Here is a 21,098-nt window from a genome sequence, read left to right as displayed (position 1 = left end):
CCATCAGCACTCCCCCGCGTACAGGAGAATTCAGGTCATGAGCAACCCCCAGCAGCTGCGTTACAGCAAGGAGCACGAGTGGCTCTCGGCCACCGAGGACGGTGTGGCGACGGTCGGCATCACGGAGCACGCGGCCAACGCGCTCGGTGACGTCGTCTACGCCGACCTGCCCGAGGCCGGTGCCGCGGTGACCGCGGGCGAGACGTGCGGCGAGCTCGAGTCGACCAAGTCGGTCAGCGACCTGTACTCGCCGGTGACCGGCGAGGTCGTCGAGTCGAACCAGGACGTCGTCGACGACCCGTCGAAGGTCAACTCCGCCCCGTTCGAGGGTGGTTGGCTCTTCAAGGTACGGATCTCGGAGGAGCCGAAGGACCTGCTCTCCGCGGACGAGTACACCGAGTTCTCCGGCAGCTGAAGCCCCCCGAAGACCCTTAGGGACCACCTGATGTCGCTTCTCAACACCCCTCTCCACGAGCTGGACCCGGACGTCGCCGCCGCCGTCGACGCCGAGCTCCACCGTCAGCAGTCCACCCTGGAAATGATCGCCTCGGAGAACTTCGCTCCGGTCGCCGTCATGGAGGCCCAGGGCACGGTCCTCACCAACAAGTACGCCGAGGGCTACCCCGGCCGCCGTTACTACGGCGGCTGCGAGCACGTCGACGTCACCGAGCAGATCGCGATCGACCGGATCAAGGACCTGTTCGGCGCCGAGTACGCCAACGTCCAGCCGCACTCCGGCGCCTCCGCCAACCAGGCCGCCCTCTTCGCGATCGCCCAGCCCGGCGACACGATCCTCGGCCTGGACCTGGCGCACGGCGGCCACCTCACCCACGGCATGCGCCTGAACTTCTCCGGCAAGCAGTTCAACGTGGTCGCGTACCACGTGGACGAGGCCGGTCTGGTCGACATGGCCGAGGTCGAGCGCCTGGCCAAGGAGAACAACCCGAAGGTGATCATCGCGGGCTGGTCCGCCTACCCGCGTCAGCTGGACTTCGCGGAGTTCCGCCGGATCGCCGACGAGGTCGGCGCGAAGCTGTGGGTCGACATGGCGCACTTCGCCGGGCTCGTCGCCGCCGGTCTGCACCCGAACCCGGTGCCGTACGCGGACGTGGTCACCTCCACCACGCACAAGACGCTCGGCGGCCCGCGTGGCGGCGTCATCCTGGCCCGCAACAAGGACTTCGCGAAGAAGCTGAACTCCGCGGTCTTCCCCGGCTTCCAGGGCGGCCCCCTCGAGCACGTGATCGCGGCCAAGGCCGTCTCCTTCAAGGTCGCGGCCTCGGAGGAATTCAAGGAGCGCCAGCAGCGCACCCTGGACGGCGCCCGCATCCTGGCCGAGCGCCTGGTGCAGGACGACGCGAAGGCCGTCGGCGTCGACGTCCTGTCCGGCGGCACGGACGTGCACCTGGTCCTGGTGGACCTGCGCAACTCCGAGCTCGACGGCCAGCAGGCCGAGGACCGCCTCCACGAGGTCGGCATCACGGTCAACCGCAACGCGATCCCGAACGACCCGCGCCCCCCGATGGTCACCTCGGGTCTGCGGATCGGTACGCCGGCGCTCGCGACCCGCGGCTTCCAGGAGGACGACTTCCGTGAGGTCGCCGACATCATCGCCGAGGCGCTGAAGCCGGGCTTCGACGCGGAATCCCTGAAGGCCCGCGTCTCCGCCTTGGCGGAAAAGCACCCGCTGTACCCCAACCTGTAGCATTTTCGTACGCTTTCTTTCGTACGAACCTTCGGGGCACCGCGCACACTGGGCAGTGAGGACAGTGAGTGCGGTGCCCCGGCCCATGCCCCGCTTTCACGCTTTCCCTCGCAGTTCCTTGCGTAGTTCTCTGCACCACCCCGGCAGACAACGGCGTCTACCAACCACCATTGGAGTTTCTCGTGGCCCTCTCGGTCTTCGACCTGTTCTCGATCGGCATCGGCCCGTCCAGCTCCCACACGGTCGGTCCCATGCGCGCCGCCCGCATCTTCGCGAGCCGCCTCAAGAACGAGGGCCTGATGGCCCACACCACCGCCATACGGGCCGAGCTCTACGGCTCGCTCGGCGCGACGGGACACGGCCACGGCACCCCGAAGGCGGTGCTGCTCGGCCTGGAGGGCGAGTCCCCGCGCTCGGTGGACGTCGAGTTCGCCGACGACCGCGTCGAGCAGATCAAGAGCACCGGACGCCTCAACCTCCTCGGCATGCACGAGATCGGCTTCGACTTCGACGAGGACCTGGTCCTGCACCGCCGCAAGGCCCTGCCCTACCACGCCAACGGCATGACGATCTTCGCGTACGACCATGACGGCGGCCTCGTCCTGGAGAAGACGTACTACTCCGTGGGCGGCGGCTTCGTGGTCGACGACGACGCCGTGGCCGGCGAGAACCCGATCGTGCCGGACGACACGGTCCTCAAGCACCCCTTCCGCACCGGCGACGAGCTGCTGCGCCTGGCCCACGAGACCGGCCTCTCCATCTCCTCGCTGATGCTGGAGAACGAGAAGGCCTGGCGCACCGAGGAGGAGATCCGCTCGGGTCTGCTCGACATCTGGGGCGTCATGCAGTCCTGCGTCTCGCGCGGCATGTCCCGCGAGGGCATCCTGCCGGGCGGCCTCAAGGTCCGCCGCCGCGCGGCCAACTCCGCGCGCCAGCTGCGCGCCGAGGGCGACCCGCTGGCCCGCTCCATGGAGTGGATCACCCTCTACGCGATGGCCGTGAACGAGGAGAACGCGGCGGGCGGCCGCGTCGTGACCGCCCCGACGAACGGCGCGGCGGGCATCATCCCGGCGGTCCTGCACTACTACATGAACTTCATCCCCGGGGCGGACGAGGACGGCGTGGTCCGCTTCCTGCTCGCGGCCGGCGCGATCGGCATGCTCTTCAAGGAGAACGCCTCGATCTCCGGCGCCGAGGTCGGCTGCCAGGGCGAGGTCGGCTCCGCCTGCTCGATGGCGGCCGGCGCCCTCGCCGAGGTGCTCGGCGGCAGCCCCGAGCAGGTCGAGAACGCGGCCGAGATCGGCATGGAGCACAACCTCGGCCTGACCTGCGACCCGGTCGGCGGCCTCGTCCAGATCCCGTGCATCGAGCGCAACGGCATGGCGGCGGTCAAGGCCGTGACCGCCGCGAAGATGGCGATGCGCGGCGACGGCAGCCACAAGGTGTCCCTCGACAAGGTCATCAAGACCATGAAGGACACGGGCGCCGACATGAGCGTCAAGTACAAGGAGACGGCGCGGGGCGGCCTCGCGGTGAACATCATCGAGTGCTGAGGCCCGCTGCCGGGGTGGAGGGCCGAGGCCCTCACCGCGCCACGAACAACGCCTCCGCGCCCACCGGCCGGTACCCCGCCGCCTGGAAGACCCGCACGCTGCGGGCGTTGCCCGGCGACTGCTGAGCCCACACGTGGGACGCGCCGGGCACCAGGTGCCGGGCGGCGAGGGCGAGCGCGCGGCCGAGGCCCCGGTGGCGTACGTCCTCGTCGACCTCCAGGGCCGCCTCCCAGCGCCCGGCGAGCCCCCGGCCGAGGACAAGGACACCGCCTCCGGCGGACGCCCACACCCGTACGTCGTCGCGACGCTTGCGGGCGCGGGCCACCCGGGGATGGTCGGGGTCGTCGATCTCGCGCAGGTCCAGCGCCGGGTCGGGGCCGCCCGGCAGGGCGTCGGCCACGGTCAGGAGGTCGGTGGTGTCCGTCGCGCGTCCGGTCCGCTCCAGGAAGGCGGCGAGGAACCGCGGGTTCATCGTGGCGGCCAGCGGATCGCAGTCGAGCGCGGCGAGGGTGGCGTGCACCCACCGCGGGTCCTCGTCCGTGAAGACCACCGAGTGCGCGGTGAAGGCGAGCACGCCCGCGTCGCGGTGACAGGGCTGTGGCACGACGGTGGTGGTGCCGTCGGGTGGCGGGAACCGCCCGTGGGCCGCCGCGTCGAGAATGGTGCCGAGCGTCGCAGGGGTGCTGGCCATGGGCGTACTCCTTGTGATCGCGGCCTCGGACGGCCGATACCCTAGCTCTCGTCAGCAGTGCACGAAGAAGGGGTGGATCCGGTGGCGGACATCGAGGAAGCGCGCAAGACGTTCGACCAGTTCGACGCGGACGGCGACGGCTTCATCACGGCGGCCGAATGGAAGTCGGCCATGGCGAAGATGGGGGACTTCTACGTCACCGAGACAGTGGCCGAGGCCGTGATCGGCACGAAGGACACCGACAAGGACAAGCGCCTCTCCTTCGACGAGTTCTGGGCGAGCCTGAACAAGAAGTAGCGGAACGCGACGCGGAAGGGGCCCGGCACACACGAGCGCCGGGCCCCTTCCGCGTACCTCAGCGGGCGCGCCGCGGCGCCCGCACGCTCCACCGTCCTTCCGTGCGCTCCAGCCGCACGGGGTGGTCGAAGCACTTGCTGATCTGGTCGCTCGTCAGTACGTCGTCCACGGCGCCGGAGGCGAGCGCGCGACCGTCACGCAGCAGCAGCGCGTGCGTCGTACCCGCCGGGAGCTCCTCCAGGTGGTGCGTGACCAGGACGGTGGCGAGCTCGGGATGCGTCTCGCGCAGGGTGTCCAGGCTTTCGAGGAGGCCTTCGCGGCCCGCGAGATCCAGCCCGGTGGCCGGTTCGTCGAGCAGGACGAGCCGCGGACGCGGCATCAGCGCGCGTGCGATCAGGGTCCGGCCGCGCTCCCCCTGGGAAAGTGTGGGCCAGCGCGCGTCCGTGCGGTGCGCGAGGCCGAGCATGGCGATCAGGCGGTCGGCCTGCTCCTCCTGCTCGGACGTGGGGCGCCAACGGGGCAGCGGTTCCACGCTGTTGGTGAGCCCGGTCAGGACGACGTCACGTACCCGCAGGGACGAGCGCAGTGGATGGCGCGGGTCCACATGCCCCACGTACGCCCGCAGTTCACGCAGGTCGACACTGCCGAGGCGGCGGCCGAGCACCTCGACCGTGCCGTGCGTGGGGTGGGTGACGGCTCCGCAGAGGCCGAGCAGGGTCGACTTGCCGGCGCCGTTCGCGCCGAGCAGTGCCCAGTGCTCGCCGGGGCGGACGGTGAGGGTGACCTCTTCGAGGATGGGGCGCCCTTCGCGGACGACGGTGACGGTGTCGGCGCGCAGGACGGGAGGCGGCGTCACCGGGTGGCCCCCGCCCTGTTCACGGCGGCGAGCACGGCCCGCACGGACGCGGTCAGGAGCGACGTGTCAAGACCTGCGCCCCAGCGGACGGCGTCGCCCACCCGGCACTCCGCGTACGCGACGGCCTCACTGCCGCCACCCTCCTCGACCGCGTGTTCGGAGTAGTCGAGGATGTCGACGGTAATCCCGGCGGCGGCGAGCGCCTCGACGAAGGCGGAGAGCGGACCGTTGCCCACGCCCTCGAAGTCCCCCGCACGGCCGCCGACCTGGAGGGTGCAGACGAACCGATGGGCGCCGTCCGGTGCCCGGTCGATGGTCCACGAGCTCAGCTCGACCTCGCCGCCATCCCCGCTGCCCTGCCCCGGCGCGACGTAGGTCGCGCGGAACAGCTCGTACAGCTCCTCGGCGCTCGCTTCCTGGCCGCTGTCGTCGGTGGCCTCCTGCACCACGCGCGAGAAGTCGGGCCGCATGCGCCGCGGCAGGTCGAGTCCGTGCCGGGTCTGCAGCAGATACGCCATGCCGCCCTTGCCGGACTGGGAGTTGACGCGGATGACGGCTTCGTAGCTGCGGCCGATGTCAGCCGGATCGATCGGCAGGTACGGCACGTCCCAGGGCGCCTGGCTCTCCCCGACCCCCGACTCGGCCGCCCGGCGCGCGTGATGGGCGAATCCCTTGCTGATGGCGTCCTGGTGGGTTCCGGAGAACGCGGTGTGCACGAGGTCGCCCGCATAGGGGTGGCGGGGGTGCACGGGCAGCCGGTTGCAGTGCTCGACGACGTCACGCACGGCGTCGATGTCCGAGAAGTCGACCATCGGGTCGACGCCTTGGACATACAGGTTGAGGGCCAGCGTCACCAGATCCACGTTGCCGGTGCGCTCGCCGTTGCCGAAGAGGCAGCCCTCGACGCGCTGGGCCCCGGCCAGGACGGCGAGCTCGGCGCAGGCGACGCCGGTGCCGCGGTCGTTGTGGGGGTGGACGGAGAGGATGACGGAGTCGCGCCGGGCGAGATGCCGGTGCAGATACTCGATCTGGTCGGCGTACACATTCGGGGTGGCGATCTCGACGGTCGCCGGCAGGTTGTGTGTGACGGGGCGTTCGGGGCTCGCGTCCCACAACTCGGTGAGCCCGTCGCAGAGTTCGAGTACGTAGTCGGGCTCGGTCAGGTTGAAGGTCTCCGGTGAGAACTGGAAACGGATGTCCGCGCCCGGCCGCGCGTCGGCCAGGCGGGCCATGTGGGCGGCGGCTTCCGTGACGACCTCGCGCAACTGGGCGCGCGACCGCCCGAGCACCACGTCGCGCCATACGGGCGAGGTGGGGATGTAGAGGTGCACGACGGCGCGGGGCAGTCCCTCGATCGACTCGAAGGTGCGGTCGATGAGTTCGGGCCTGGCGGGTGTGAAGACGACGATGCCGACGTCGTCGGGGATGCCGCCGCTCGCCGCGAGCGTGGCGAGGTCGCGCACGAAGTCGAAGTCCGCGCGGCTGGCCGACGGATAGCCGACCTCGATCTCCTTGAACCCCATCGAGACGAGCAGATCGAAGAAGCGCCGCTTGCGGGCGGGGTCCATCGGCTCAGCGAGGGCCTGATTGCCGTCGCGCAGGTCGACGGGGACCCAGAGGGGGGCGCGTTCGATGCGGGCGCTGGGCCAACTGCGTTCGTGCGAAGGGACGTTGACCCGGTCCTGGTAGGGGCGATAGCGGTGGTGCGGCATGGGACCTGGGCGCTGCGGGTTCCAGTCGTACGCGACGCCTGTGCGCGCGGGGGCGGCGGAGGCGGAGAGGTCGGTGGCGGCGGTTGCGCTCATGGGAAGCAGTGTTCCTTCTGCTCGCGGTCGGTTGCCGACCGGCAGCACGGCACCCCGCGGCGGGGTGCCGGTCGCTTCAGGCCCCGCCGCGGCAGCCGAGAAGAAGGAGACCGCAGAAGATCACGGGGCTACACTAGGCACACGTCAGCTCCTCAGACAAGTACTCCTCAGACAAGTACGCGGCACCGCTCAGAAGTACCCCTCGGACAACTCGACGGAAGGTCCCGGATGCCGCTCGGCTCCCTTCGCCCCAGCCCCCTGGTCGAACAGGCCACCGAGCGCCTGCGCGAACAGATCACCGGCGGCCAGTGGCCCATCGGCAGCAAACTCCCCGGCGAGACGACCCTGGCCAATGAGCTCGGCATCGGCCGCTCCACCGTCCGCGAGGCCCTGCGCTCCCTGGCCGGGGCCGGCCTCGTCAAGGCCCGGCAGGGCGCCGGGGTCTTCGTCGTCGCGACGGAGCCGGTCACGGACTGGCCGACGCGGCTGCGGCGGGCGGCGGTCTCGGACGTGTACGAGGTGCGGATGCTGGTCGAGGTGCAGGCGGCGCGGCTCGCGGCGATGCGGCGCACCGACGAGGACATCACCGCGATGCGCGCCGCGCTCGAAGGCCGCAGGGCCACGGCTTCGGCGAGCGACGCCACCTTCATCGACGCCGACATCGCGCTGCACGCGGCGGTCGTGGCGGCGGCCCGCAACCCCGTGCTCACGGACCTCTTCGCGGAGTTCGCCCCCGTTCTACGCGAGGGCCTGATCAATCTCCTCGACCTGATCGACGTGCGGACGGAGGAGACGAACCACGGCGACGAAGCCCACGCCGCGCTCGTACGGGCCGTAGAGGCGAGGGACGCGGAGGAGGCGGCACGCGTGGCGCAGGCCGAACTCCAGGACACCCTGGGCCGGTTGATGGCCCATCACTGAACGGCGGGACACCCCACTCCCCGGTCTTCTACCGTCCTCCGCCCCGCCCCGCGCCCTCGCCCCCGACGGGCCCGTCGGCCCCGTACAGGCGCGCCGACGCGTCCACATGTGCCATCCGTCGCATCGCGTTGAACACCGCCTCCCCCAGGACGGTGCCGATCACCACGCTCTCCACCACGTCCTCGACCGCCACGCGCCGGTCCACATAGCCGAGGTCGGCGCGGGCGACCATTTCGGCGGCGTCGGCGTACTCGTCGAGCAGTTCCGTGAACGCCCCGTGACCGACTCGGCCCATGGCGGCCAGGGCTCGTGACAGGTCGGCCGCGGCGGGGTTGGACTCGTGGGTCCGCCAGCCGCGGCGCGCGATCAACCCGGCGACCGCCTCCTGCGCGGTCGCGGCCTCGGCGTCATCGTCGGCCTCACCCGCCGAGCCGAGCCGGTCCGCGGCGGCACCGAGCACCTTGTGCAGCGGGCGGTCGGGATCCTCGACCGCGCCGAGCACCTCCGCGATCGCGGACACCTTCAGGCCGCCCACCTCGAGGAGCGCGCGAATGAGACGCAACCTGCGTTCGTGCGTCTCGCCGTACTGCGCCTGGTTGGGGCTACTCAACTCGCCCGACGGCAGCAGCCCTTCACGGACGTAGTACTTGATCGTCGGCACCGGCACACCGGTCCTGCGGCTCAACTCGCCAATACGCACGGCCTGCCCACTCTCGACTCTCCCGTTCGCGCTCCCGCCGCCACTCTGCCACCGGCCGCGCCCTTGCCTTTCCCGACCCCCATCATAGATAGTGACGCTATCGGATAGCGGACAGCTCCACTATCCATTCATCTGGGGGATTTCCATGCCTTTATGGCGTTCATGGCATCGACCACTCGTCCTGTTCTCCGCGTCCATGGCGATCCTGGCGGTCATATCCGGCGTCGGACTCGTCGTCGACGACCGCGTCCTGACAGGGGCCCGGATCTGGTTCAAGCCGTTCAAGTTCTCGGTCTCGTTCGTCGCCTACGGACTCTCGCTCGCCTGGATGCTGTCGTTGCTCGACCGCGGCCGGAAGGCGGGCTGGTGGGCGGGCACGGTCGTCGCCGTGTCGAGCCTCGTCGAGATGGTGATCATCACCGCACAGGTGGTGCGGGGAAAGCGCAGCCACTTCAACCACGCGACCCCGTTCGACGAGGCCCTCTTCAACGCGATGGCCGTCACCGTCGTCATCCTGTGGCTCGGCACCCTGCTCATCGCGATCCTGCTGCTGCGGGCCCGCATCGCCGACCGCGCGTCGGCCTGGGCGATGCGCTGCTCGGTCGCCATCGCGCTCGCCGGGGCGGCCATCGGGTTCCTGATGACGCAGCCCGCGCCCGGCCAGGAGCGGGGCAGCTCCCCGATCGTCGGCGCCCACAGCGTCGGCGTACCGGACGGCGGCCCCTCCATGCCGCTGACCGGCTGGTCGACCACGGGCGGTGATCTGCGCGTCCCGCACTTCGTCGGCATGCACGCACTGCAGTTGCTCCCGCTGCTCCTCATGGGCCTGACGGCCCTCGCGGCGCGCCCCCGCTTCGGCCGGCTCACGGACGGCCGGGTGCGGCTGCGGCTCGTGCTCATCGCCTCGGCCGCGTACGCCGCCGCCTTCGCCCTGGTCACCTGGCAGGCCCTGCGCGGCCAGCCCCTCATCCACCCGGACGGCGCGACACTGACGGCGGCCGGGGTGATCACCGCAGCCACGGCCGTCAGCGCGTACGGAGCTCTGCGCACCTCGACCAGACCCACCCGGCGCTCCGTTCAGGAAACCGGGAGCACGGAAACCCACGGCGACAAGGAGCTCGTGTCATGACCGGATTCCTCTTCGAACTCTCCTTCTGGCTGGCCGCTCCGGTCTGGCTGCTCATGATCTTCGCGCCCGGGTGGCGGACGACGGCCCGCATCGCCGCATCGCCCCTCACCGTCGTACCCGTGCTCGCCGTCTACGTCGCCATGGCACTGCCCGTCCTCCCCGAACTCTGGGCCGCCGTCAGCAGCCCGGACATCGACGGGTTCCGTGACCTGCTCGTCCTCGCCAACGGAGCGGGCGCGATCTGGGCCCAGGTCATCGCCTGGGACCTGCTGATCGGACAGTGGATGTACCACGAGGCGCGGCGCATAGGCATCCACCCGCTGGTGATGGGACCGCTCCTGGTCCTGACGATCCTCCTCTCGCCGTTCGGGCTGCTGCTGTTCCTGCTGCTGCGGTCGGTTCGGGTGGCCCGGGCGAACCGTGATCAGCCGCGGCCGGTGGTCGGCTCCGGCTTCATACCGCGCTGATCGACGACCGCGCGCTCCAGGACCGCGCTGCTGCCGTTGAAGACCTCGGGGTTCCCCGCCTTGCCCGGCTTGCCGCCCGGCTTGTGGTTCTTGGTCATGTAGCCGCGCGAACCCAGGTACGCGAAGGTCTTCTTGTCGAAGATCCATTCGCCGCGCGTGGCGAAAGCCGACTCCTCGATGGTGATGCCGATCCCGTGCCGGCCCGCCGCGTCCACCGCGTCGGGCACCTGCACCACGCCGGGGAGCTTGGCGGCCGCCTTGTAGAACGCGGCGGCGTTCTCCGGCGGCATGATCGTCCCGCCGACCAGGCCGCCGATCCGGTCGAAGACGGCCTGCGCCTTCGTCTCCCGCTCACCGGTCACCTTCGTCTCGGCGTACAGCTTCTTCAACAGGGCGTCGGGATCGGTGGGCAACGAGGCCAGCCAGTCGTACGTCGGCCGGTCGGGTCCCTCCGGAATGGCACCGGAGTCGTCGGAGCCGTCCACGGCGGACGCCTCGATGGGCAGATCCTGCCCGTCCATCGGAGCGCCCTTCCCGCTCGCGCGCGTCATGCCGATGTCCGTGACGGGGGCGGGGTTCTGGTTCAGCCAGACCTCCTCCGTGTACGGGGCGCCGATCTTCACCTCGCCGTCCAGCTCACCCTCGTTGGACCGGACGAGGCTGCGCACATAGACGAACTGGCTGTCCTTCACCCGCTGCGTGCCGGACTTCAGGGAGGCGTTCGCGATCCGGTCCAGCGTGACGGTCGCACCAGGAGTGGCGCCCCGGCCCGCACCCATGTCGCGGACACCCCCGGCGCCACCGGACGGCAGCGTGACGGCCACGATCCCGGCCACGGCGAGCGCGGCGGCGGCCGGCATCAGCACCGCGGGGCGCAGCAACCCACGGCGGGGGGAGGCGGGGGCCTTCCCTACGGGGGCAGGAGCCTTCTGCCCGGGGGCGGTGTCTCGGTCGATCTGCTGCATCAGGACGTCCTTGTGGTGAAGGTGACGCCCCGGCGGAAGTTCCCATTCGTTCTCGTCCGACTCCGGCAGCAGGCGGGCCAGTTCAGCGGCCTCGTCCTCTCCCCGGGACGGGGTGGCGGCGTTCATCGGAATTCCTCCCGCAGGGGCAGGGCCGCGAACGCGGCCTCACTCTCTACCTCTCCGCGGCCACGGAGAGGTTCCGTCACGTTCTTCACGTTCTTCACTTCCGGCACATCGGTCATGGCCGCCCCGTCCTCGCTCAGCCGCCGCAGCCGCGCCCGCGCCCGCGACAGCCGCGAACGCACCGTGCCGACCGGAACTCCGAGCGCCTCCGCCGCCTGCGCGTAGTCAAGGCCGGACCACACGCACAGCACGAGCACCTCACGCTCAGGGCGGCGCAGTCTGCGCAGCGCGCCGTGCACCGCCGCGAGCCGCCGCGCGTCGTCCATCCGACCCGCCGACTCCTCGGCGAAGTCCGCCACTTCGGGCGGCGGGGGCTGACGCGACAGAAAAGCGAGCCGACGCCTCAGACCGCGGTTGGCGTTCTGCGCCTTGTGCGTCGCGATGCCGAGCAGCCACGGCTTGAGCGAGCCGCCGTCCGGCTCGAGGCGGTCGCGGGTCCGCCAGGCCGCGAGGAAGGTCTCGGACATGACCTCCTCGGCGGTCGACCAGTCGCCGGTCAGCCGAAGGGCGTGGTTGTAGACCGTCCGCGCGTACGCCTCGTACAACTCACCGAACGCCGCCCGCTCCCCCGCCCGGATCCGCGCATGGATGCCGCCTCCCGCTTCTCCCACTTCAGTACGCCTCACACCACGTACCTCTCCGCGCCCTCCGACGAGTTCCTGTGCCCCTCGTCACATGCCGCCGCCCCGTGCCGACCACCCGGCGGCCCCCAGCCGCCGGTACTGGCCCGGCGCCACCCCGAACTCCCGCTTGAACGCCTTGGAGAAGGCGAACTCCGAGGTGTAGCCCGCCCGCTCGGCGACCTGCCGCAGCGGCAGATCGTCCGCACGCAGCAGGCGCCCGGCCGTCGTCATCCGCCACCACGTCAGGTACGCGAGCGGCGGCGTCCCCACGGTCGCCGTGAACCTGCGGGCGAACGCGGCGCGCGACAGACCCGCGAGCGCGCCGAGGTTCTCCACCGTCCACGGGTGCGCCGGGTCGCCGTGGACGGCCCGCAGCGCGGCGGCCACCGCCGGGTCGGCGAGCGCGGCCGCCCAACCGGTCGGGTACCCAGTGCCGTGCCGCTCCCTCAGCCACCACGCACGCAGGATGTAGAGCAGCATCGTGTCGAGCAGGGCGGGCACGACGGCGTCCGACCCCGGCTGCGCGTCGGCCAGTTCGGCGCCGAGGAGCTCGACCGCGGCGCGCACCGCGGCGTGCTCGCCGACCCTGGCCGGCAGATGCACCACCTCGGGCAGCTCGGCGAGCAACGGATGGGCGCGCGCCTTGTCGAGTTGATAGGCCCCGCAGAGCAGCACCGTGGTCGCGCCGTCGCCCGCGCTCTCCCACTCCCTCGGCCAGGTCCCGTCCGCTTCGAGGGCGAACTCCTCCAGGGGCGCGTCGGGCGCGCTCGCCAGGCCGTGTCCCCTCCCGTGCGCGAGGAAGACCACGTCACCGGGCCCCAGCGCCACCGGCTCCACCCCGTCCCCGGCCGTGAGCAGCCAGGCGGAGCCCTGGAGCACGACGTGGAACCCGGCGCCGTTCGACGGGGCGAACCGCAGGCCCCAGGGGGCGTGCTTGTACGTACGGGAGGAGTGCGGGCGCCCGGTCCGCATGGCGGCGATCGCGTCGCTGAGTACGTCCATGTCCGTACGGTAGCGCGGCACTCAAGAGACGAGACGAACGAACAGAATAACAAGATAGACAAGCATGGATCGTCTCCCTGACCCGGCCTAGCGTTGCCTTCATGACGACATCTCAGCCGACCGGCACAACCCACACGACGCACACGAGCGACGCGGCCCGCACATCCGCCACCACTCCCACCGTGCTCTTCGACAGGATCGGCGGGCCCGAGGTCCTGGGGATCCACGACGTGGAGCTGGCGGCCCCGGGTCCGGGTGAAGTCCTCGTCCGGGTCGAGGCATTGGGCCTCAACCGCGCCGAAGCCCTCTTCCGCTCGGGCGGCTACTACTACCAGCCGGCCCTCCCCGGCTCCCGGCTCGGCTACGAAGCGGCGGGCGTCATCGAGCGGACCGGCGAGGGAGTCAGCGAATTCGCCGTGGGCGACACGGTGTTCACCGGGCCCGGCATCGAGATGAGCGCACAAGGTGTGTACGCCGAGCGCGTCGTCCTGCCCGAGTCCGCGGTCGTCCCCCGCCCGGCGGAGGTGGACGCGATCACCGGCGCCGCCGCCTGGCTCACCTACACCACGGCGTACGGCGGCCTGGTCGAGACGGGCGGGCTCCGCCCCGGCGACCACGTCCTGATCACCGGCGCGTCCAGCGGGGTGGGGACGGCCGCCATCCAGGTCGCCCGGCGCCTCGGAGCCATCCCGATCGCCACCACCCGCACCGAGACGAAGCGGCAGCAACTCCTGGACCTGGGCGCGGCGGACGTCATCGTCACCGGAGGCAAGGACACCGAGGATGTCGTGAAGGAGGCCAGGCAGGCCACCCGCGGGCACGGCGTCGAGCTCATCTTCGACGCGATCGGCGGCCCCGGCTTCCGCACCCTGGCGCAGGCGCTCATCCCGGAGGGCGGCACCGTCGTCGCCTACGGCTGGCTCGACCCGCGCCCCGCGGAGCTCCCGTGGATGGCCGGCCTGAAGATCCACTTCTATGCCAACTCCACCCTGACCACCACACCGGAAGGCCGCCGCCGCTCCACGGCCTTCCTCAACCAGGGCCTGCGCGACGGCACCCTGCGCCCACAGGTCGCCGAGGTCTTCGACGGACTCGACCGCATCCAGGACGCGCACCGCCTGATGGAGTCCAATACGCACATCGGCAAGATCGTGGTGAAACTCTGAGGCAGGCCGCCTCCCTCTCCCGGCCCGGGGCCACCCGGCCCGGAATACTTCACCCGTACCGGAGGTTGGCTCCGCTACGACACCGGCGAATCAACCCCGGAAGGGTCAGTCATGAAGATCGGCATCATCGGCGCGGGCAACATCGGCGGCAACCTCACCCGCCGCCTCACGGCCATCGGCCACGACGTGTCCGTCGCCAACTCCCGCGGCCCGCACACCCTCACCGCTCTCGCCGAAGAGACCGGCGCCAAGGCAGTGACGGTCGAGGAGGCCGCACGCGGCGCAGAGGTCGTCGTGGTGACGATCCCCCTGAAGGCCGTACCGAACCTGCCGTCCGGCATCCTCGACGGCGCCGCCGAGAACGTCGCCGTCATCGACACCGGCAACTACTACCCCCAGCAGCGTGACGGGAAGATCGCCGAGATCGAAGAGGGTCTGACCGAGAGCCGCTGGACCGAGCGCCAGATCGGCCACCCGGTCATCAAGGCCTTCAACGGCACATACGCCCAGGACATCCTCGACAAGCCACAGCCCAAGGGCACCCCCGGCCGCGTCGCCCTCCCGGTCTCCGGCGACGACGAGGCCGCCAAGAAGGTCGTACGCGACCTCATCGACGAGATCGGCTTCGACACCGTCGACAACGGCGGCCAGGACAACTCCTGGCGCCAACAGCCCGGCACCCCGGTCTACGGCCTGGCCAAGGACACCGAAGCAGTAACCAAGGCACTGTCCGAAGCGACCCCGGAGCGCACGGCGGAGTGGCGCGCCTGACAGCCACCGGTCGAACTGGAGCGCCACGTCGGACCCGCCCAGAACCACCGCGGTGACCCACGCCCACCCGCTTCGTTGATCGATCCATGCGTATCTGTTCGGCCAATGGAGACGGGTGGGCGTGCGAGCGCACCTCCGACAAGTACCCCTTGACGAAAGGGCTGTGCCGGTATCACTACAGCCAACATCGGCGACGCAGGCCTCTTACCGCCATCAACCACCGTCGCTCAGCACCGGATGACTACCGAAGGTGCGGGTTCGATGGCTGCGAGAGGGCAGTGTCCGCCAAGGGGCTCTGCACGGGCCACTACGGTCAGCAGAGCTGCGGCAAGGCACTGGCACCGCTACGGAAGCGAAGAGACAGCGCGTCTTACCGGGCCATGATCGAAGGCGGGCTCGTCGAATGCCTCGCATGCGGCGAGAGCAAACCGGTCTCCGCGTATTCGGTGGTCAATAAGGCAGGTGCTCCTCGCCCCTACTGCAAGCCCTGCAACGCCGAACGCGTCCGGCTCAGCAACTACAGCGTGACCAAGGAATTCATCGACAGGCTCTGGAAATACCAGGGCGAGCGCTGCGCGATATGCGGGTCTGCCGAGGCAGCACGGACGCGGGCCCCGGACATTGATCACGACCATGCCTGCTGCAACGGCGGCAGGAGCTGCGGCACGTGCATCCGTGGCCTCGTCTGCTCGAACTGCAATGCTTACGGGCTTGCCTGGTACGAAGCCCTTCCGGCCCACCTGCGCAACTTCGGCCTGCTGGACACCTACATCGCCAATCCACCCGCGAAGCGGTTCCGGCAGGAACCGCTCGCGACAGAAGGGCTGTAGGCGAACAGTCAGTCAACCGTGGCCCAGTCCCGCATCGCCTGCTTGCTCTCGAAGTCCGCCACGTTCTTGTCCAGCGGCGACGACGTGTACTGGTGGATGCGCCACTTCGCCTTGATGCGTGGCTTGCCCGCCGTGACGTAGTCGGCGATCCAGAGGGCGTCGCCCGCGTACGACGTGGTGTCGTGGTTCAACCAGAAGTCGCGGTTCGTGTAGAGCACCGTCCTATGAGAAGGCCGCAGCCTCTTCACCTCGCGGATGAAGCGGTCCTTCTCCGCGTTGCTCGCTCGGGTGTGGTCGCCCGTCCACTCCCAGTCCACCGCGAGCAAGTCCCCTGACTTCTCAGGGGACTTGCTGACGAAGTACTCCGCCTGGGCCTTGATGTTCCCCGGCCACAGGAAGTGGTAGAAGCCGACCACGCAGCCGCCGTCCCGTGCCCGCTTCGTCTGTGCCGTCAGCCTTGGATTGACGTACGAGCGGCCTTCCGTCGATTTTATGATGACGAAGGAGATGCCGTCCGTGTCGAACGTGGACTGGTACGAGCTGACGTCGATGCCTTTGAGCACGGGCAGCCTCCTGAGCGGCAGAGGGGAGGTCGGCTGGATCTACCCTTGTGGTGCCCGGTGGCCGTGATGGTCAACCGTTGAACCGCTCAGCGGAAGATCCCCGTATGTCCGAGCGAGTAGCGGCCGGGCTGCGGGTAGACCGCGAGGCCGTGCGGGCCGCCGCCGACGGGGATGCGGGCGGTCTGGACTCCGGTGCGGGTGTCGATGGCGTACACCTCGGAGTCGTAACGCCCGGACAGCCAGAGGGTGTTGCCGTCCGCCGACACTCCACCCATGTCGGGGCTGCCGCCATCGGGAAGCTTCCACTTCTTGGTGAGCTTGTTCTTGGGGAAGTCGAAGACGGAGACGGTGCCCTCGCCGCGGTTGGACACGTACATCTCGCGTGAGTCCCGGCTGACGTACAGGCCGTGGGTGCCCTTGCCGGTCGGCAGGAGTTTCGGCTTGTCGAACTTGTCGCCGCTCAGGACCCACATGCCGTCGGCCATCATGTCGGCGACGTAGAAGGTCTTGCCGTCGGGCGAGATCTTCACGTCCTGCGGCATCGCGCCCTTGAAGGGCAGCTTCTGCTGGGCGACCACCTTCATCTTCTCCGTGTCGACCTTCAGGAGTTCGCCCGAGAACTCGCAGGAGACGATGAAGTAGCGTCCGTCGGCCGAGAAGTCGGCGTGGTTGACGCCGTAGCAGCTGACCGGTTCGGTCTTGACCTTCTTCATGGTGTGCGGGTCGCGGAAGACGAGCTCCCGGTCCATGGAGGCCATCACGATGGCGTGCTTGCCGTTGGGCGTGAAGTAGAGGTTGTACGGGTCGTGCACGTCGACCGGCTTTCCCGCCTTGCCGGTCTTGGGGTCGATGGGCGTGAGCGTATGGCCGCGGTTGTTGTTGACCCAGAGCGTCTTCAGGTCCCAGGAGGGGACCACGTGCTGCGGCTGGACCCCGACGTCGATCGTGTCGACCACTTCGTACGACTTGGGGTCGATGACGGAGACGGTGTTGGAGTTGGTGTTGGGGACGTAGATCCGGGAGGGGAAGTCCTTGACCACCGGGGAGAGTTTGCCCGGGCGGTCGGCCGCGTAGACGTCCTTGGGGTCGAGGACGGGCGGCATGCCCGGCAGTCCGTCCGCGGCCTTGGGTTTGGTGGTGGGTTTCCGGATGCCCTTGGTGCCGAGGGCTTCGTCCTCGCGGGGCTCGCCGCCGCATCCGGCGAGCGCGGCGGCGACGACGGCACCGGCGGCGACGACCGCTCCGGTGCGCCGGGTGAGGTTCAGGTGCAGGGTCATCAGGTCAGCAACTCCGTGGTCGTCACCGCGCGCGGGTCGCGGCGGTCCAGTTCTTGCAGGACGGCGGGGAGCGCGGCGACCGTGTCCGCGTACCCGGAGTGCGGGCTCACGACGGAGTCCGCGCGTACCTCTGTGGTGATCTTGCGGGTGACGACACAGCCGGCGAGGTCCGCGTAGGCAGCCCGCGGCGGCAAGGCCGGCGCCCGTGCGCGGGGCTCCACGGCGGTCGGTCTCGGTCACCCGACCATTTAATGGGTAAAGAAGGCAAAAGACGCTTATTGGCCGCGCGCGAGCCCCCGCGGTTCGGGCCCGGGAGCCGGGCGGCCACCTCGGCACCCCTTGCGGAACACCTGTCACAGCTGGAACTTAACCAGCGTTTACCAGGCAGGTGTCCCAGCTCACCAAGGATTCACCTTTGAACTGTCATAATTTGTCCCAGCGTGCCCGGATCGGGACTTTTGGATCGCTGGCCCCCGTCTGCCATAGTCGGAATCACGACCCCCATTGACCCGGGCTCAGGTCGTCATCGGCGTCCGCGGACCACACCCCTTTGTCCGCGGCGCCCCGCGCAGGCCCCCGCAGCGCCCCAACCGGCGACCGGGGGCTTTCGCGTATCGGCGACCGCCCCGCGACCGCCCAGCGACCGCCCCGGCGGGCGTCTCCTCAGCGGTCGGCGACCCGCATCTCGAACCAGGTCGTCTTGCCGCGCGGCAGCAGATCCACGCCCCAGCGGTCGGAGAGCTTGTCGACCAGGAAGAGGCCGCGGCCACTGAGGTCCATTTCCTGGACGGGCATCAGACAGGGCAGTCCGCGCGAGGGGTCGCGCACCTCGATCCTGATCCAGCCGCGCCGCCGCATCATCCGCAGCCCGAAGACACGGGCGCCGGTGTGCCGCACGGCGTTGCCGACGAGCTCGGAGGTGAGGAGCACCGCGTCCTCGGTGAGCTTCGGGGAGAGGCCCCAGTGCCGGAGCACCACGACCTGGGCGAGCCTGCGCGCGATGGCGGCGGACTCCGGACGCGACGGCAGCGGAACCTCCGCGTCCGTCGGATTGCCGAACAACTCGAGCGCCTTGAGCGCGTGTTCGTCCTCAACCGCCGGCGACCAGCGCGCCGCGGTCGCACTCCCGTGTCGCCGCGGCTGTTCGATACCCTCCAGCCCCGCCATGCCCCCCATCATGGCCGCAGACAGCGTGTTCCGGGGCCGTTCCGACGGAATAGGCCCCCCGGAACCAACCGTTCCGGGGGGCCGGGTGGGCATATGCCAGTGGCAGACGGGACCCTGCCATACCCCCTCTGACCTGCGATGACTGCCCGCTTACGGGTGATCACTTACGGCCTCGGAGCGCGCGGACTTAAGGTTCTCTTAACCCGCGCATAATCCGCTCCTTCGGGCGACACTTTGGCTGACGCGACCTCAGACGCGACCTCAGACGCGACCTCAACTGAGCGCGCTCCGGCGGAGTTTCAGAGGAACTTCGCCTTGCCGGGTCCCTCCTCGACGAAGCTGCGCATGCCGCGCTCACGGTCCTCGGTGGCGAACAGACCGGCGAACCAGGTGCGCTCGATCGCGAGCCCGGTGTCGATGTCCGTCTCGAGCCCCGCGTCCACGGACTCCTTGGCGGCGCGCAGCGCGAGCGCGGGGCCCTGCGCGAGGCGCGCGGCCCACTGGTGCGCCTGCTCGTACACCTCGGCGGCGGGCACGACCCGGTCCACCAGACCCATGGTGAGCGCCTCGTCGGCCTTGACCATGCGGCCGGTGAAGATGAGGTCCTTGGCCTTGGACGGGCCGACCAGCCGGGACAGCCGCTGGGTGCCGCCCGCGCCGGGGATCAGACCGAGCAGGATCTCGGGCTGGCCGAGCTTGGCGTTGTCGGCGGCGATGCGGAAGTCGGCGCAGAGCGCGAGCTCGCAGCCGCCGCCGAGCGCGTAGCCGGTGACGGCGGCGACGACGGGCTTGGGGATGCGGGCGACCGCGGTGAAGGAGTCCTGCAGGGCCCTGGACCGCACGACCATCGCCGCGTGGTCCATCGCCTGCATCTCCTTGATGTCCGCGCCCGCCGCGAACACCTTCTCGCCGCCGTAGATGATCACGGCGCGTACGTCGTCGCGCCGGGTCGCCTCTTCGGCCAGTTCCTTGAGCCGGTCCTGGAGGGCGATGTCGAGCGCGTTCATCGGGGGGCGGTCGAGGCGGATCGTGCCGACGCCCTCGGCGACTTCGAGATGCACAGATGTCATGCGAGGCACGTTAGCCGTGCCTCGCATGACGGGGACATGCGGCCGGGGTGTGATCCCGGCCGGGGTGTCAGGCCTTCCACTTCTCCCAGGACATGTTCCAGCCGTTGTAGCCGTTCTCGGGCTGGATCGTCTTGTCCGCGGAGTTCTTCACGACGACGACGTCGCCGATCAGGGAGTTGGCGAAGAACCATCCGGCGGGCGTCTTCTTGCTGTAGCCGCCGCGCACGTCGCTCAGGCCGATGCAGCCGTGGCTGGCGTTCGTGTTGCCGAACGCGCCGCCCGACCAGTAGTTGCCGTGGATGAACGTGCCCGAGGTGGACAGGCGCATCGCGTGCGGGACGTCCTTGATGTCGTACTCGCCGCCGAAGCCGACGGTCTCGCCGTTCATGCGCGTGACCGCGAGCTTCTCGCTGATGACCATCTGGCCGTTGTACGTCGTCGTGCCGGGGGCGCCCGCGGTGATCGGGATCTTCTTGATCTGCTTGCCGTCCCGGACGACCTTCATCTGGTGCGACTTGGCATCGACGGTGGAGACCTGGCTGCGGCCGATGGTGAACTTCAGGGTCTTGGCCTGCTCGCCGTAGACCCCGGGCCGGCCCTCGACACCGTCGAGGTTGAGGTTGACGGTGACCTTCGTCCCCGCCTTCCAGTACTTCTCGGGACGGAAGTCGATGCGGTCGTTGCCGAACCAGTGCGGCTCGACGTCGACGGCGGGCTCCGTCTTGATCCGGATGGCCTTCTCGACGTCCGCGGGCTCGGTGATGCCGCGGTTGAAGTGGACCGAGAACGGCATCCCCACGCCGACCTTCGAGCCGTCCTCCGGCGTGAACTGGCCGATGAAGGTGTTCTTCGGCGTCAGCGTCGTGAACGACGTGTCCTTGGCCGATTCACGTCCCTCGGAGTCCTTGGCTATCGCGTGGACCTTGTACTTCGTGGAGGCGGCGAGGTGATGCGCCGGCGTCCATGTGGCGCCGCCCTGGGCGATCTTGCCCGGGACCGGATTGCCCTTGCTGTCCTCGACCTTGACCTGCGAAAGCTTGCCCTTGTCGGCGGCTATCTTCAGTGCGCCGCTGGTCGCCACCGAGTCGGCGCCGTCCTTCGGGGCTATGTTCACCACCGCCGTCGACGGCGCGTTCTTGTCGGCCGCCTCGCCCTTGCCGTCGCCGCCCGCGTCCGAGCCGCCTCCCCCGCCGCATGCCGTGACCAACAGCAGCGTCACACCCGATGCCACCGCAAAGAGACCCTTGGTCCCCCGTCGTCGCGCACTCCCCCGCGCACCAACCGACGTCCCCGATATCGGTCGCCCGTTCAAGATGTGTCTCCCCTCGCACGGCCTGGTCAGGCCCGCACCCCAGTG

General features: G+C 69.9%; 21 protein-coding genes and 2 pseudogenes. 10 read left to right on the top strand and 13 right to left on the bottom strand.

Annotated features, from left to right (window positions below; translation table 11 throughout):
* Positions 1-37 precede the first annotated feature (37 nt).
* The 3 genes from gcvH to ACWGIH_RS37485 all read left to right on the top strand — a co-directional run bounded on the left by gcvH (position 38) and on the right by ACWGIH_RS37485 (position 3,258).
* A complete protein-coding gene (gene gcvH / locus ACWGIH_RS37495) occupies positions 38-415 on the top strand; it encodes a glycine cleavage system protein GcvH (RefSeq protein WP_453450149.1) in 378 nt (125 codons plus the stop codon).
* A gap of 30 nt (positions 416-445) precedes the next feature.
* Positions 446-1,705: a serine hydroxymethyltransferase gene (glyA, locus tag ACWGIH_RS37490; protein WP_453450150.1), complete on the top strand. Its 1,260-nt coding sequence runs from the start codon at positions 446-448 to the stop codon at positions 1,703-1,705.
* 182 nt (positions 1,706-1,887) lie between these two features.
* Positions 1,888-3,258 (top strand): L-serine ammonia-lyase, encoded by a 1,371-nt coding sequence (locus tag ACWGIH_RS37485; RefSeq protein ID WP_453450182.1) that lies wholly within the window; start codon positions 1,888-1,890, stop codon positions 3,256-3,258.
* Positions 3,259-3,289: 31 nt separating this feature from the next.
* Here the strand turns inward: ACWGIH_RS37485 and ACWGIH_RS37480 are convergent, their stop codons facing one another.
* Positions 3,290-3,949: a GNAT family N-acetyltransferase gene (locus ACWGIH_RS37480; protein WP_453450151.1), complete on the bottom strand. Its 660-nt coding sequence runs from the start codon at positions 3,947-3,949 to the stop codon at positions 3,290-3,292.
* An 81-nt stretch (positions 3,950-4,030) separates the two neighbouring features.
* Here ACWGIH_RS37480 and ACWGIH_RS37475 point away from each other — a divergent pair, with 81 nt between their 5' ends.
* The gene (locus tag ACWGIH_RS37475) at positions 4,031-4,246 is read left to right on the top strand and encodes an EF-hand domain-containing protein (protein ID WP_363212409.1); all 216 of its coding nucleotides are present in this window, start codon (positions 4,031-4,033) and stop codon (positions 4,244-4,246) included.
* Between the two features lie 58 nt (positions 4,247-4,304).
* On the opposite strand, the gene ACWGIH_RS37470 is transcribed toward ACWGIH_RS37475, so the two are convergent.
* Both ACWGIH_RS37470 and leuA read right to left on the bottom strand, forming a co-directional pair.
* Positions 4,305-5,102: an ABC transporter ATP-binding protein gene (locus tag ACWGIH_RS37470; RefSeq protein WP_453450152.1), complete on the bottom strand. Its 798-nt coding sequence runs from the start codon at positions 5,100-5,102 to the stop codon at positions 4,305-4,307.
* A complete protein-coding gene (gene leuA, locus ACWGIH_RS37465) occupies positions 5,099-6,907 on the bottom strand; it encodes a 2-isopropylmalate synthase (protein ID WP_453450153.1) in 1,809 nt (602 codons plus the stop codon). Before leuA ends, ACWGIH_RS37470 begins: the two co-directional genes overlap by 4 nt.
* A gap of 228 nt (positions 6,908-7,135) precedes the next feature.
* Between leuA and ACWGIH_RS37460 the strand changes: the two genes are divergently transcribed.
* The gene (locus tag ACWGIH_RS37460; protein ID WP_453450154.1) at positions 7,136-7,828 is read left to right on the top strand and encodes a FadR/GntR family transcriptional regulator; all 693 of its coding nucleotides are present in this window, start codon (positions 7,136-7,138) and stop codon (positions 7,826-7,828) included.
* Between the two features lie 28 nt (positions 7,829-7,856).
* Here the strand turns inward: ACWGIH_RS37460 and ACWGIH_RS37455 are convergent, their stop codons facing one another.
* Entirely contained in the window at positions 7,857-8,528 is a 672-nt protein-coding gene (locus ACWGIH_RS37455) for a MerR family transcriptional regulator (RefSeq protein ID WP_453450155.1), read from the bottom strand.
* A 196-nt stretch (positions 8,529-8,724) separates the two neighbouring features.
* On the opposite strand from ACWGIH_RS37455, the gene ACWGIH_RS37450 reads away from it, so the two are divergent.
* Both ACWGIH_RS37450 and ACWGIH_RS37445 read left to right on the top strand, forming a co-directional pair.
* Positions 8,725-9,657: a hypothetical protein gene (locus tag ACWGIH_RS37450; protein ID WP_453450156.1), complete on the top strand. Its 933-nt coding sequence runs from the start codon at positions 8,725-8,727 to the stop codon at positions 9,655-9,657.
* Positions 9,654-10,124: an ABA4-like family protein gene (locus ACWGIH_RS37445; protein WP_453450157.1), complete on the top strand. Its 471-nt coding sequence runs from the start codon at positions 9,654-9,656 to the stop codon at positions 10,122-10,124. The genes ACWGIH_RS37450 and ACWGIH_RS37445 overlap by 4 nt, the downstream gene beginning before the upstream one ends.
* On the opposite strand, the gene ACWGIH_RS37440 is transcribed toward ACWGIH_RS37445, so the two are convergent.
* Genes ACWGIH_RS37440 through ACWGIH_RS37430 form a run of 3 tightly spaced genes read right to left on the bottom strand, consistent with a single transcriptional unit; the run spans position 10,082 to position 12,897 of the window.
* Entirely contained in the window at positions 10,082-11,215 is a 1,134-nt protein-coding gene (locus tag ACWGIH_RS37440) for a CU044_5270 family protein (RefSeq protein ID WP_453450158.1), read from the bottom strand. The genes ACWGIH_RS37445 and ACWGIH_RS37440 overlap by 43 nt on opposite strands.
* A complete protein-coding gene (locus ACWGIH_RS37435; RefSeq protein ID WP_453450159.1) occupies positions 11,212-11,883 on the bottom strand; it encodes an RNA polymerase sigma factor in 672 nt (223 codons plus the stop codon). The genes ACWGIH_RS37440 and ACWGIH_RS37435 overlap by 4 nt, the downstream gene beginning before the upstream one ends.
* Before the next feature lie 60 nt (positions 11,884-11,943).
* Positions 11,944-12,897 carry an AraC family transcriptional regulator gene (locus ACWGIH_RS37430; RefSeq protein WP_453450160.1) on the bottom strand — a complete coding sequence of 318 codons (954 nt, stop codon included), beginning with the start codon at positions 12,895-12,897 and terminating at the stop codon, positions 11,944-11,946.
* Positions 12,898-12,998: 101 nt separating this feature from the next.
* Between ACWGIH_RS37430 and ACWGIH_RS37425 the strand changes: the two genes are divergently transcribed.
* From ACWGIH_RS37425 to ACWGIH_RS37415, 3 genes and pseudogenes are all read left to right on the top strand, one after another.
* Complete coding sequence (locus ACWGIH_RS37425) at positions 12,999-14,063, top strand: zinc-dependent alcohol dehydrogenase family protein (protein WP_453450161.1); 1,065 nt, start codon at positions 12,999-13,001, stop codon at positions 14,061-14,063.
* A gap of 63 nt (positions 14,064-14,126) precedes the next feature.
* A pseudogene (locus tag ACWGIH_RS37420) lies at positions 14,127-14,834 on the top strand (NADPH-dependent F420 reductase); the annotation flags it as partial.
* Positions 14,835-15,214: 380 nt separating this feature from the next.
* Entirely contained in the window at positions 15,215-15,664 is a 450-nt protein-coding gene (locus ACWGIH_RS37415) for an endonuclease domain-containing protein (RefSeq protein ID WP_453450162.1), read from the top strand.
* 8 nt (positions 15,665-15,672) lie between these two features.
* Here ACWGIH_RS37415 and ACWGIH_RS37410 read toward each other — a convergent pair whose 3' ends face one another.
* From ACWGIH_RS37410 to ACWGIH_RS37385, 6 genes and pseudogenes are all read right to left on the bottom strand, one after another.
* Positions 15,673-16,227 carry a glycoside hydrolase family 25 protein gene (locus ACWGIH_RS37410; RefSeq protein WP_453450163.1) on the bottom strand — a complete coding sequence of 185 codons (555 nt, stop codon included), beginning with the start codon at positions 16,225-16,227 and terminating at the stop codon, positions 15,673-15,675.
* 86 nt (positions 16,228-16,313) lie between these two features.
* Positions 16,314-17,504 carry a YncE family protein gene (locus ACWGIH_RS37405; RefSeq protein ID WP_453450164.1) on the bottom strand — a complete coding sequence of 397 codons (1,191 nt, stop codon included), beginning with the start codon at positions 17,502-17,504 and terminating at the stop codon, positions 16,314-16,316.
* Positions 17,504-17,656, bottom strand: a pseudogene (locus ACWGIH_RS37400) (polysaccharide deacetylase family protein); the annotation flags it as partial. The gene ACWGIH_RS37405 and the pseudogene ACWGIH_RS37400, both read right to left, overlap by 1 nt.
* Before the next feature lie 511 nt (positions 17,657-18,167).
* Positions 18,168-18,671, bottom strand: a complete 504-nt coding sequence (locus ACWGIH_RS37395) for an ATP-binding protein (protein ID WP_363212399.1) — start codon at positions 18,669-18,671, stop codon at positions 18,168-18,170.
* Positions 18,672-18,970: 299 nt separating this feature from the next.
* On the bottom strand, positions 18,971-19,741 hold the full coding sequence (locus tag ACWGIH_RS37390; RefSeq protein WP_453450165.1) for an enoyl-CoA hydratase/isomerase family protein: 771 nt from the start codon (positions 19,739-19,741) through the stop codon (positions 18,971-18,973).
* Between the two features lie 67 nt (positions 19,742-19,808).
* Positions 19,809-21,053, bottom strand: coding sequence for a L,D-transpeptidase (locus tag ACWGIH_RS37385; RefSeq protein ID WP_453450166.1), 1,245 nt, complete (start codon positions 21,051-21,053; stop codon positions 19,809-19,811).
* Positions 21,054-21,098: the final 45 nt, after the last annotated feature.

This window comes from Streptomyces sp. NPDC054872 (assembly GCF_053610705.1).
The sequence above is the reverse complement of the archived record's forward strand: the minus strand, read 5'-3'. Positions and strand labels throughout refer to the sequence as shown.

Coding starts and splice junctions, on each gene's coding strand:
- gcvH (WP_453450149.1), top strand. CDS start 38: ATGAGCAACCCCCAGCAGCTGCGTTACAGCAAGGAGCACGAGTGGCTC.
- glyA (WP_453450150.1), top strand. CDS start 446: ATGTCGCTTCTCAACACCCCTCTCCACGAGCTGGACCCGGACGTCGCC.
- ACWGIH_RS37480 (WP_453450151.1), bottom strand. CDS start 3,949: ATGGCCAGCACCCCTGCGACGCTCGGCACCATTCTCGACGCGGCGGCC.
- leuA (WP_453450153.1), bottom strand. CDS start 6,907: ATGAGCGCAACCGCCGCCACCGACCTCTCCGCCTCCGCCGCCCCCGCG.
- ACWGIH_RS37460 (WP_453450154.1), top strand. CDS start 7,136: ATGCCGCTCGGCTCCCTTCGCCCCAGCCCCCTGGTCGAACAGGCCACC.
- ACWGIH_RS37450 (WP_453450156.1), top strand. CDS start 8,725: ATGGCGATCCTGGCGGTCATATCCGGCGTCGGACTCGTCGTCGACGAC.
- ACWGIH_RS37445 (WP_453450157.1), top strand. CDS start 9,654: ATGACCGGATTCCTCTTCGAACTCTCCTTCTGGCTGGCCGCTCCGGTC.
- ACWGIH_RS37440 (WP_453450158.1), bottom strand. CDS start 11,215: ATGAACGCCGCCACCCCGTCCCGGGGAGAGGACGAGGCCGCTGAACTG.
- ACWGIH_RS37430 (WP_453450160.1), bottom strand. CDS start 12,897: ATGGACGTACTCAGCGACGCGATCGCCGCCATGCGGACCGGGCGCCCG.
- ACWGIH_RS37425 (WP_453450161.1), top strand. CDS start 12,999: ATGACGACATCTCAGCCGACCGGCACAACCCACACGACGCACACGAGC.
- ACWGIH_RS37415 (WP_453450162.1), top strand. CDS start 15,215: ATGATCGAAGGCGGGCTCGTCGAATGCCTCGCATGCGGCGAGAGCAAA.
- ACWGIH_RS37405 (WP_453450164.1), bottom strand. CDS start 17,504: ATGACCCTGCACCTGAACCTCACCCGGCGCACCGGAGCGGTCGTCGCC.
- ACWGIH_RS37395 (WP_363212399.1), bottom strand. CDS start 18,671: ATGGCGGGGCTGGAGGGTATCGAACAGCCGCGGCGACACGGGAGTGCG.
- ACWGIH_RS37390 (WP_453450165.1), bottom strand. CDS start 19,741: ATGACATCTGTGCATCTCGAAGTCGCCGAGGGCGTCGGCACGATCCGC.